Raw genomic sequence first — 11,300 nt, forward strand, 5'->3', positions numbered from 1 at the left:
CCCGCGGGTCGCCGGTGATCGCCGCGCCGGTCCAGCCCCACTGGTGGGCGTCGTCGTTGATCCGGGTCCAGGTCGCGCCCTTGTCGGTGGAGCGGAAGATGCCGCGCACCCCGCCGATCTCGGCGCTGGTGTAGAGCGTCTGGTACGAGGCGCCGGCCGCCGCCTTGCCGAAGCCGATGGTGTCGGCCTGCTCCACGTTCGACAGCTTGGTGAAGGTGGCGCCGCCGTCCGTGGAGTGCCACAGGCCGTACGCCCCGTCGCTCGCGCCGCCCGCCAGCCAGATGTCGCCCTTTCCGCCGGGCAGCGCCTTGAAGCGGACGCTGTCCCCGCTGGGCAGGCCGGCCGCGGGGGAGGCGGTGAAGGTGGCACCGCCGTCCGTGCTGACGTAGAACTTCCCGGACTTGAAGCCGTAGAAGGTCTTCGGGTCCACCCGGTCCGACTCGACGATCGCGCCCTCGGGGATGCCGGTGGACGCCCTCCAGGACGAGCCGAATCCGGTGGTGTGGTGTACGCCGGCGCCCTGCGGGCTCCACACGAAGCGGCTGCCGTCGGCCGCCGCCGCGACCGTGCCGCCGCCGCTCACCCCGGACGGGTCGGTCCCGGCGAACCAGTTGGCGCCGTTGTCCGTGGAGAACGCGATGTGCGGGCCGGAGTCGAGGTTGCCGACCCGGACCACCGTGTTCGGGTCGGACTCCGCGTAGTCGAGGCTGGTGGTGGAGGTGAAGTTGGGGGAGGTGTACATCATCGGCGGGACCTTCGTCAGGTCCGTGTGCCGGAAGCCGCCGATGTCACCGAGGGCGCTGAGCAGCGGGGCGCCCGACGGGGGAGAGGCGAGGTCGAGGACCGCGGTCTCCTCCAGGCCCTGCACCATCGGCCTGATGGCGAACGTGCCGCCGGAGTCCCAGGCGGTGAGGTTCTCGGTGCCGTAGATCGTCGCGCCGGTGCCGTACATCATCCGGTCGGAGTCGAACGGGTCGATCTCCAGCGCCTCGGTCATCCAGCCGAGCTTCGGGGTCTGCTCGGGCGGGGACGGGTTGGCGCCCCAGGTCAGCCACGGGGAGGACGAGACGTCCATCGTGTACCGGTTCTCGCGGTTGGGATACGAGGTGTAGTCCCAGGCCTTGGTCCAGGTGGCGCCGCTGTCGGTGGAGCGGAAGATCTGGGTGTCCGGCCACCAGGAGCTGTAGGCGGTGGCCATGAGGGTGCCCGGCTTCTGCCGGTCGACCGTCAGTCCGCTGAAGCCGTAGTAGGTGTCGGCCTCGGCGACGGGGCTGATGTCGGTCCAGGTGCCGGTGGCGGTGGTGTACCGCCAGAGCCGGCCCTTGCCGCCGTCGTAGGGGCCGCCCTTGTCGCTGTACGCGATGTACAGGTGACCGTTGGCCGTGTCCAGTACACCCTTGTGGGCCAGGTATCCCGTCGGCTGCCCCGCCAGCCGCTGCCAGGTCGCGCCCGCGTCCGTCGAGCGGTAGACCGCGTTCTCCTTGTCGGCGACCCCGACGTAGACCGTCTTCGTGGCGCTGCCGGCGGTGCCGGTGGACTCGTCGAAGGTGACCCAGACGATGCCCTGGTTGTCACTGGCGTAGCCGGAGGTGTCGCCCGGGTCCTGCGCGTAGTTGCCCACGTTGGGGAAGTTCGCCACCTGCGACCAGGTCGCCCCCGAGTCCGTCGACCGCCACAGGCCCTTGCCGCTGGGCGCGCCCAGGTACAGCACGCTGTTCCTGTGCGGGTCGACGGCGAGGCGCTCGCCCATGCCGCGGCCCGGCATGTTGCCGCCCAGCTTGAAGGGCAGGTCGGTCTTCTGCCAGGTGGCGCCGCGGTTCGCGGAGCGCAGCACGGCACCGTTGCCCGGGTCCCAGTCGTTGGTGTAGGTGCCGACCGCCGCGTACACCTTGTCCGGGTCCACCGGGTCGGAGGCGAGGCTCACCACGCCCGTGTGGCCCCAGTCGTCCCAGCCGACGTGGTCCAGCAGGGGCGTCCAGGTCTTCGTCGACTGCTGCCAGCGGTAGGCGCCGCCGATGTCGGTGCGGGCGTAGGCGAGGTTCCGCTCCTTGCGGTTGAAGACGATGCCGGGGACGAAGCCGCCCCCGTCGATCCGGGCGTTCTTCCAGGTGTAGGTGTCGGCGGCGATCGACACCTCTCGCTCGACGGGCTCGGCCGCCAGCGCGGGCGGGGCGCCCGCGAGCAGGCCGGCCGCGAGTGCCAGCACGGCCGTGAGGATGCGGGTTCTTCGCACGGTGGGGATGTCCTTCCTGCTGCGAAAGCTGAGGGAGGGGCTCTGCGGGTGCTGCGGTGGGGACGTACGACGGCCGGGCGGCCCCCAGTGCGGGTGGGGACCGCCCGGCCGGACGGCCTCGCCGTCAGGTGACGAGGCCACGCACGCGGAGTCTTCAGGCGGTTCCGGGGCCGGGCGGTGAACACCACCGCCCGGCCCGCGGAGCGCCCGGCGGGGACTTATTCGAGGAGCTCCGCGTACGAACCCATGGCGGTGGCGATGTCCACCTGGGCCCAGAACCGGTGATACGTGAACGTGGGCGCGGCACCGCCCGCGAGGTAGCTCTCGATCTTCGACCAGGACGGGTCGTCCTTGTAGAACGAGCGGATCGACGCGAAGGTCGAGGACGAGTTGATCGTGTCGCCGTTCGGCATGGTGCCGGTCCAGCCGCTCGGGACGTAGATCTTGTCGTTGAAGCGGCTGTAGTCGGTGCGGGTCTCCGGGACGGCGATGCCGAGCGCGTCCTGGTTGTTCTCCCACATGCCGTCGAGCAGGGCCTTCGCCACCCGTGCCGCGTCCGCGTCACCGGAGCGGTCGGCGTAGTACGTCAGGGTCTTGGCGTACGAGGCGGCCACGCCGACGTCGTTGGTGTAGTCGACGACGGTGACGTGCAGTCCGGTGTTGGCGCCGGGGGTGGACGGGTTCCAGGTGTCGGGCTTGCCCGACCACTGGAGGGTGGACGGGATCCGGAAGGAGCCGTCCGGGTTGACGGTGGTCTTGGACAGCGCCCAGTCGACCCACTTGTCGAGGACGACCTTGGCGTCCGCGTCACCCGTCTGCTGGTAGTACTCGGCGACCCGCTCCATCGACCACGCCTGGAAGCCGAACCACTGGTTGGACGGCGGGTCGTGGTAGACGGGCTTCTCGTCGTAGTACATGCCGTAGAAGGTCGGCGTGCCGGCCGGCGGGGTCGCGTAGCGGCCCGCCCAGCTGTTGGTGGCACCGCCCGCGATGGCACCCTCGGCCGACTGCAGCCAGCGGTAGAACTCCAGCTGCCGGTCGAGGGACTTCGCCCAGTCCGCCTGGCCCGTGGCCGACTTCGGCTTCAGGTCCGGGTAGTTGGCCAGGGCGTGCGCGGCGAGCGGGTTCTGGTAGCCGCCGTGCGCGTGGGAGGAGCCGATGCGCCAGGCCCAGCCCGCCGAGGTGTCGACGGCGCCGCCCCAGGCGTAGTACCAGGACAGCAGGTAGTGCGAGGAGTCCTTGCCGGTGCCCGCCGGGCAGGTCGTCGGGCCCACGCAGTTGCCGACCTTCTTGAAGTACTTGTCGTACATCGCGTACCGCAGGTAGTCGCCCATCTTCGCCGCCTTGGCGACGGTGGCCGCGACCTGCGAGCCCTTGCCCTGCTGCTCGGCCCAGATGTCCGCCCAGTAGGCGGCCTGCACCGCGCGCGCGTCGGCGTCGGGGGCGTTGGTGAACTTCCACTGCTTGGCGTAGGAGGAGTCACCGGTGAACAGGTCCAGATAGCCGTTGCGGCCGCCGTACTTGAAGGCGTCGCAGGTCGGCTGCGGGACCGTCTCCCACACCGACTCCTGGGCGCCGCGCTGGAAGGTGTTGATGTACGACGGGCCGGTGTCCGTGGGGCCGGCCTCGCACTTGCCGGGCGAGTTGCCGTAGCCGTAGACGTTGTCGACGTCCTGCAGCCAGTGCATGCCGTAGACCTCGTCCGTGCCGTACGCGGACTTCAGCTCACCGGCGATCGGGTCCGGTCCGACCGGGACCCCGCTCTCCAGCTTCGCCGGGTACTCGTTGGGCGTGTCCAGCTCCGGCGCGTACGTCGCGGGCTTGGACGCGTTGTAGGAGGAGTTGGTCGGCTGGTCGGCCTTGGTGGGGATCATGTACTTCTCCATGATCTCCCAGGCGCCGTTGAACTTGGTCCAGTCGCCCGTCACCTTGCCGTACATGGCCTGGAGCCACAGCAGGTAGCTGTACGCCTCCGAGGTGGTCTCGTGGCCGTGGTCCGGCGCCTCGACGATCAGCGTCTCCACCGAGTGGTAGGGGATGCCCTCGGGTGAGAAGTAGCCGTTCGCCGGGTTGGTGATCTTGCCGTACAGCTCCAGGAAGCGGGCGTCGTACTCCTTGGTCGCCCCGATCTGGGTGACGGTCACCGAGGCCTTGCCGTGGCCGGGCGCCGCCGACTCGAAGACGGCCGCGCCGGTCCCGGTGGAGTCGGCGGTGACGGTCACCTTCTGCGGGGTGTTCCAGTTCGACGGGGTGAAGGTGAGCGAGGAGCCCCCGGTCACCGTGAGGCCCGTGTTGCCGGAGACCCGGGTGGTGGTGACCGTGACGTTGCCGGACGGCTGGGTCGACAGCCGCAGCTCGTAGGTGCCCGTCTTCCCCTGCTGGACGGGGAGTTGCGCCGGGGAGGCGACCACGGCCGGTCCCGAGGCGACCGTGATGCCGACCGGCGTGGAGGGCGCCGAGGCGCCCAGGCTGTCGTACGCCTTCGCCACCAGCGAATGACTGCCCACGGTCAAACCGGAGGCGGAGTGCGTGTACGGCGCGGTGGTGTCCGTGCCCAGCAGGGTGGTGTCGTCGTAGAACTCGACCTTGGTGATGTTCGCGTTGTCCGCCGCGGCGGCGGTGGCCGCGAGCGGCACCGCGTCCCCCTGCGTGTAGACCGCGCCCGCCGCGGGGCTGGTCAGCACGGTGATCGGCGGCTGATGGGCACCGGCACAGGTGGTGCCGTTCACCGCGAAGGAGGTGGGTGCGGTGTTGGTGCCGCTGTAGGTGAACTGGGCGCCGGTGGACACGGCCGCGCCGGCCGCGACCCGGCCGTTGTACGCGACGTTCTTCACCGTGACCGTCTGACCGGACTGCGACCAGGTGCCGTTCCAGCCGTTGGTCAGCTTCTGGTTGCCACCGTAGGAGTACGTCAGCGTCCAGCCGTCGATCACGTCCGTACCGCGGTTGGTGAGCGTCAGCTCCGCGGTGAAGCCGGAACCCCAGTCGTTGGTCTTGTAGTCGACGCTGCACTGGAGCGCCGCCGCGTGCGCGGGGGTCGGGTTGGCGGCCAGCATCGACAGGGGTACTGCGAGGGCCGCCAACGCGGCTGTCCATAACCGCCGCGCGGCGCGGTGTCTGCTTCTCGGGGGCATGATCTGGTTCCTCCTTGCGGCAAGTGAGGGCTGGAAAAGTCAAGGCTTGAACCAGTGGGAGCGCTCCCATAGTGAGGACGGGCCTAGTTCCGGTCAAGATGCTTGAAGAGTCGAAAAGATTCGATGAACATGTCGACGGAAAAGTCAAGCAACTCCTCTGTTGTTTACCGTCACTTGGCGCTACCTTCGCCATCACCAGTGGGAGCGATTCCGCCAGTCGTCACGTCCGTCCCGACGTGCCCGAGCTGCAAGGAGTCGCTCATGCGACACCCCCCGCGTTCAGGTCTTTTACTCGTCGGCGCAGCCCAGCCCGCTCCATGAGGCTCCCCTTGCGCCCGCCTCCCTCTCGCTCGCGTCCACGCCGTCCGGCCTGACGCGCACTCACCCGCGCCCCACTGCGGGGACGCGCACCCCCAGAGAAGCCAGAGAACAGGAACCCGCACTGATGAGCCGTACCCGAACGAGAACAGCACTGCTCGCCGCACTGACGCTCGTGGGCGGTGCGACCGGGACCGCCATGGCCGCGATACCCGGTGAGGCCGGCGCCGCCGCCGTACCCTGCACCGTCGACTACAAGGTGCAGAACCAGTGGAGCACCGGCTTCACCGCCTCCGTCACCATCACCAACAACGGCGCCGCCAAGTCCGCCTGGTCGGTGAAGTGGTCGTACGCCGGCAACCAGAGGGTCACCAGCGCCTGGAACGCCAAGGTCACCCAGAGCGGGGCCGCGGTCACCGCCGCCAACGAGGGCTACAACGGCCAGCTGGCCACCGGCGGCTCGGTCAACTTCGGCTTCCAGGGCAGCTACAGCGGCACCAACGCGATCCCGGCCACCTTCACCCTCGACGGCGTCACCTGCAACGTCGACGACGGCAGCGGAGGGCCCGGCGGCCCCACCGACCCGCCGCCGAACCCGTCCGGCAAGGCCGACAACCCGTACGCCGGCGCCAAGGGATACGTGAACCCCGAGTGGTCCGCGAAGGCCGCCGCGGAACCGGGCGGCAGCCGCATCGCCAACCAGCCCACCGGCGTGTGGCTGGACCGGATCGCCGCCATCAACGGCGTCAACGGCGGCATGGGCCTGCGCGCCCACCTCGACGAGGCGCTGCGGCAGAAGGGCACCGGCGAGCTGTACATCCAGCTGGTCATCTACAACCTGCCCGGCCGTGACTGCTCCGCCCTGGCCTCCAACGGCGAACTCGGCCCGACGGAGATCGACAAGTACAAGACCCAGTACATCGACCCGATCGCCGCGATCCTCGCCGACTCCAAGTACAAGGACCTGCGGATCGTCACCACGATCGAGATCGACTCGCTGCCCAACCTCGTCACCAACGTCACCCCGCGGCCCACCGCCACGCCCAACTGCGACGTGATGAAGGCCAACGGCAACTACCAGAAGGGCGTCGGCTACGCCCTGAACAAGCTCGGCGACATCCCCAACGTCTACAACTACATCGACGCCGGCCACCACGGCTGGCTCGGCTGGGACGACAACTTCGGGCCCTCCGCCGACATGTTCAAGACCGCCGCCACGACCGAGGGCGCCACCGTCGCCGACGTGCACGGCTTCATCGTCAACACCGCCAACTACAGCGCCCTGAAGGAGGACCACTTCAAGATCACGGACACCGTGAACGGGACGTCCGTGCGCCAGTCCAAGTGGGTCGACTGGAACCGCTACACCGACGAGCTGTCCTATGCCCAGGCCATGCGCGACAAGCTCGTCTCGATCGGCTTCGACTCGAAGATCGGCATGCTGATCGACACCTCCCGCAACGGCTGGGGCGGCACCGCTCGGCCCACCGGACCGGGCGCCCTGACCAACGTCGACACCTACGTCGACGGCGGCCGCTACGACCGCCGCATCCACCTCGGCAACTGGTGCAACCAGGCCGGAGCGGGACTCGGCGAGCGGCCGCGGGCCAACCCCGAGCCGGGCATCGACGCCTACGTCTGGATGAAGCCGCCGGGGGAGTCCGACGGAGCCAGCAAGGAGATCCCGAACGACGAGGGCAAGGGATTCGACCGGATGTGCGACCCGACGTACACCGGCAACCCGCGGAACAACAACAACATGTCCGGCGCCCTGCCCAACGCCCCGCTCTCCGGCCACTGGTTCTCCGCGCAGTTCCAGCAGCTGATGCAGAACGCCTACCCTCCGCTGTCCTGACGGCGGACGGGCACCGCGGCATCCGGCGACCGCGGTGACCGAGGCACCCACCGGTGAACCGCCGGGGCCGGCCCTCGCGGCCGTGCCCCGGCGGCCATCGGGTTTTTGCCGACCCGGCAACACGACTTGCTCCTCCGTGGCGCGCCGCCGCACCCTGGCGGGATCCGGAGGAGAGGCTGAGCACCATGGCGCACGACCACGACCACGACCACGTCCCGCACCGGCACCAGCACCATGACCACGGCGACATCGACTGGGCCGAGATGGCCCCGCTGCTGGAGTCGCAGGCCGAGCTGTTCGCCCCGCTGTACGAACGGGCCCTGGCCTGGCTGGCCCAGCAGCAGACCGACCCGGGTCTGGTGGTGGACGCGGGCAGCGGGCCCGGTGTCGTCTCCTGCCTGCTCGCCGAGACCTTCCCCGGCGCCCGGGTGGTCGCCGTCGACGGCGCCGAACCCCTGCTGGAGCGGGCCCGCGCCCGCGCCGAACGCCTCGGTGTCGCCGACCGGTTCGGCACTCTCGCCGGGGAACTGCCCGGTGTCCTCGGCGACCTCGACTACCCGGCCGACCTGCTGTGGGCCAGCCGCAGCCTGCACCACCTCGGCGACCAGCGGGCCGCCCTCGCCGCCTTCGCCGGCCGGCTCGCCCCCGGCGGCACGCTCGCTGTCCTGGAAGGCGGACTGCCCGCCCGGTTCCTCCCCCGCGACCTCGGCTTCGGCCGCCCCGGACTGCAGGCCCGCCTCGACGCGCTGCAGGAGGAGTGGTTCGCCGAGATGCGGGCCGGCCTGCCCGGCAGCGTCGCGGAGACGGAGGACTGGCCGGCCCTGCTCGCCGCCGTGGGTCTCGGCCACCCGCACAGCCGCAGCTTCCTGCTGGACCTGCCCGCCCCGGCCACCGACCGGGCCCGCGCCTATGTCGCCGCCACCCTGTCCCGGGTCCGGGACTCCCTCGGCGACCACCTCGACGCCGACGACCGCGCCACCCTCGACCGGCTGCTCGACCCCGATGACAAGGCGAGCGTGCACCGGCGGCCGGACGTGTTCGTCTTGGCCGCGCACACCGTGCACACGGCGACGAAGTCCCTGTGAGGCGCTCCGGGACCCCGACGGCAGCCTGCCGGCCCCGGGCATCTGCCGACCGCCGGCCAGGCGGTCGCCCGAAGAAGTGCGCCCCGGGACCTGGACGGTCCCGGGGCGCGCTCGCCGTGACTGTGCCGCGGCGGGTCAGACCATGTCGAATTCGGCGGGGTCGGGACCGATCCGCCGGTCCTCGTTCAGCGCGCTGATGGCCGCCAGGTCCTCGGTGTCCAGGCTGAAGTCGAAGACGTCGATGTTCTCCTCGATCCGGGACGGCGTCACCGACTTCGGGATGACCACGTTGCCCAGCTGGACGTGCCAGCGCAGCACGACCTGGGCCGGGGTGCGGCCGTGCTTCTGCGCGATGGCGACGATGGCCGGCACCTCCAGCAGGCCCTTGCCCTGGCCCAGCGGCGACCAGGCCTCGGTCGCGATGCCCCGCTCCGCGTGGTACTGCCGCGTGGCGGGCTGCTGGAGGTGGGGGTGCAGCTCGATCTGGTTGACCGCCGGGACGACCGAGGTCTCGTCGATCAGCCGCTCCAGGTGCTCCGGCAGGAAGTTGGAGACACCGATGGCCCTGATCCGGCCGTCGGCGTGGAGCTTCTCGAACGCCCGGTAGGTGTCGACGTAGGTGTCCCTGGACGGCAGCGGCCAGTGGATGAGGTACAGGTCCACGTAGTCCATGCCGAGCTTGGACAGCGAGAGGTCGAAGGCGCGCAGCGTGGAGTCGTACCCCTGGTCGCTGTTCCAGAGCTTGGTGGTGACGAAAAGCTCCTCGCGAGGGATGCCGGAGGCGGCGACGGCCTTGCCGGTGCCCTCTTCATTGCCGTAGATCGCCGCTGTGTCGATGCTGCGGTACCCGGCCTCCAGTGCGGTGGCGACCGCCCGCTCCGCCTCGTCGTCCGGCACCTGCCAGACGCCGAAGCCCAGCTGGGGCATCTCGACGCCGTTGTTGAGGATGATCGGGGGGACCTTGCTGCTCACGAGCTCTTGATCCTTCGGTTGTCGTCAGGTGGTACTCATATCGTCAACGATCACGGACCGCGATGCATTCCTGACCGGGAAATCAGGGTGCGCGTCCGAGGCGATCAGGCCGGGTACAGCGCCTCGACCTCGTTCGCGTACGCCTTCTCGATGGCCCTGCGCTTCAGCTTCAGCGACGGGGTGAGCAGGCCGTGCTCCTCGGTGAACGGCTGGGCGAGGATGCGGAAGGTGCGGATCGACTCGGCCTGCGACACCAGGGTGTTCGCGGTGACCACCGCCCGCCGGATCTCCATCTCCAGATCCGGGTCGCGCACGAGATGGGCCGCGGTCATCAGGGGTTTGTTGCGCATCTTCAGCCAGTGCTCCACTGCCTCCTGGTCGAGGGTGATCAGCGCGGCGACGTACGGGCGGTCGTTGCCGACGACGATGCACTGCGCGACCAGCGGATGGTCCCGGACGCGTTCCTCCAGCGGCCCGGGTGAAACACTCTTCCCGCCGGACGTGACCAGGATCTCCTTCTTGCGGCCGGTGATGGTGAGATAGCCGTCCTCGTCGAGGATCCCGAGGTCGCCGGTGGCCAGCCAGCCGTCCTGCAGCGTCTCGTCGGTGGCCTTGGGGTTGTTGAGATAGCCCTGGAAGACGTTGCCGCCGCGCAGCCAGATCTCGCCGTCGTCCGCGATGTGCACGGTCACGCCGGGGATGGGCTGCCCGACCGTGCCGTAGCGGGTGCGCTCGGGCGGATTGGCGGTCGCGGCGGCCGTGGACTCGGTCAGGCCGTACCCCTCGAAGACGCGCACGCCCGCGCCCGCGAAGAACAGGCCGAGCCGCCGGTCCATCGCCGACCCGCCCGACATGGCGTGCCGCACCCGGCCGCCCATCGCCTCGCGCATCTTGGCGTAGACGAGCTTGTCGAACAGTTGGTGCTGCATCCGCAGCCCCGCCGACGGCCCCGGCCCGGTGCCCCAGGCCTTCTCCTCGATCGCCTCCGCGTACCGCACGGCGACGTCGACGGCCTTCTCGAACGCGCCGGAGCGGCCCTCACGCTCCGCCTTGCGGCGGGCGGCGTCGAAGACCTTCTCGAAGATGTACGGCACCGCCAGGAAGAAGGTCGGCCGGAAGGCCGCCAGGTCGGGCAGCAGGGCCGCGGCGTTCAGCTGCGGCTGGTGGCCGAAACGGACCCGGCCGCGGATCGCCGCGACCTGCACCATCCGGCCGAACACATGCGCGAGCGGCAGGAAGAGCAGGGTGGCCGCCTCGTCACCCTTGCGCGAGTGGAACACCGGCTCCCAGCGCTCGATGACCGTGTCCGCCTCGAACATGAAGTTGCCGTGCGAGATCACGCACCCCTTGGGCCGGCCCGTGGTGCCCGAGGTGTAGATCACCGTCGCGACCGTCTCGGGGGTGACCGCCTCGCGGTGCCGGTGCACCACCTCGTCGTCGAGGTGCGCCCCGGCGTCGTACAGCTCGCCGACCGCGCCCGCGTCGATCTGCCACAGCTGCTTCAGCCGCGGCAGCCGGTCGATGACGGTGGCGATCGTCATCGCGTGGTCCTCGTGCTCCACGACCGCGGCCGTGACCTCCGCGTCGTGGAGCATCCAGAGGCACTGGTCGGCCGAGGAGGTCGGGTAGACCGGCACCACCTGCGCGCCGATCGACCACAGCGCGAAGTCGAAGAGGGTCCACTCGTAGCGGGTGCGGGACAT

At 70.1% G+C, this 11,300-nt stretch carries 6 protein-coding genes; 2 read left to right on the plus strand and 4 right to left on the minus strand.

What is annotated here, in order from left to right; translation table 11 throughout:
- Nucleotides 1-2,233: sialidase family protein (locus tag CCN42_RS26660; protein WP_086739413.1), on the minus strand; the 2,233-nt coding region annotated here is incomplete at its 3' end.
- A gap of 218 nt (nt 2,234-2,451) precedes the next feature.
- Nucleotides 2,452-5,367 carry a glycoside hydrolase family 48 protein gene (locus CCN42_RS26665; RefSeq protein ID WP_086739415.1) on the minus strand — a complete coding sequence of 972 codons (2,916 nt, stop codon included), beginning with the start codon at nt 5,365-5,367 and terminating at the stop codon, nt 2,452-2,454.
- 445 nt (nt 5,368-5,812) lie between these two features.
- On the opposite strand from CCN42_RS26665, the gene CCN42_RS26670 reads away from it, so the two are divergent.
- Entirely contained in the window at nt 5,813-7,540 is a 1,728-nt protein-coding gene (locus CCN42_RS26670; protein WP_086739417.1) for a glycoside hydrolase family 6 protein, read from the plus strand.
- 185 nt (nt 7,541-7,725) lie between these two features.
- The gene (locus CCN42_RS26675; RefSeq protein ID WP_086739419.1) at nt 7,726-8,625 is read left to right on the plus strand and encodes a class I SAM-dependent methyltransferase; all 900 of its coding nucleotides are present in this window, start codon (nt 7,726-7,728) and stop codon (nt 8,623-8,625) included.
- A gap of 135 nt (nt 8,626-8,760) precedes the next feature.
- On the opposite strand, the gene CCN42_RS26680 is transcribed toward CCN42_RS26675, so the two are convergent.
- Both CCN42_RS26680 and CCN42_RS26685 read right to left on the minus strand, forming a co-directional pair.
- The gene (locus CCN42_RS26680) at nt 8,761-9,597 is read right to left on the minus strand and encodes an aldo/keto reductase (RefSeq protein ID WP_086739421.1); all 837 of its coding nucleotides are present in this window, start codon (nt 9,595-9,597) and stop codon (nt 8,761-8,763) included.
- A 104-nt stretch (nt 9,598-9,701) separates the two neighbouring features.
- The coding region (locus CCN42_RS26685; protein WP_086739423.1) for an AMP-dependent synthetase/ligase at nt 9,702-11,300 on the minus strand (1,599 nt) is incomplete at its 5' end.

Origin of the sequence: Streptomyces glaucescens (assembly GCF_002154375.1) — a bacterium.
GTDB lineage: Bacteria > Actinomycetota > Actinomycetes > Streptomycetales > Streptomycetaceae > Streptomyces > Streptomyces glaucescens.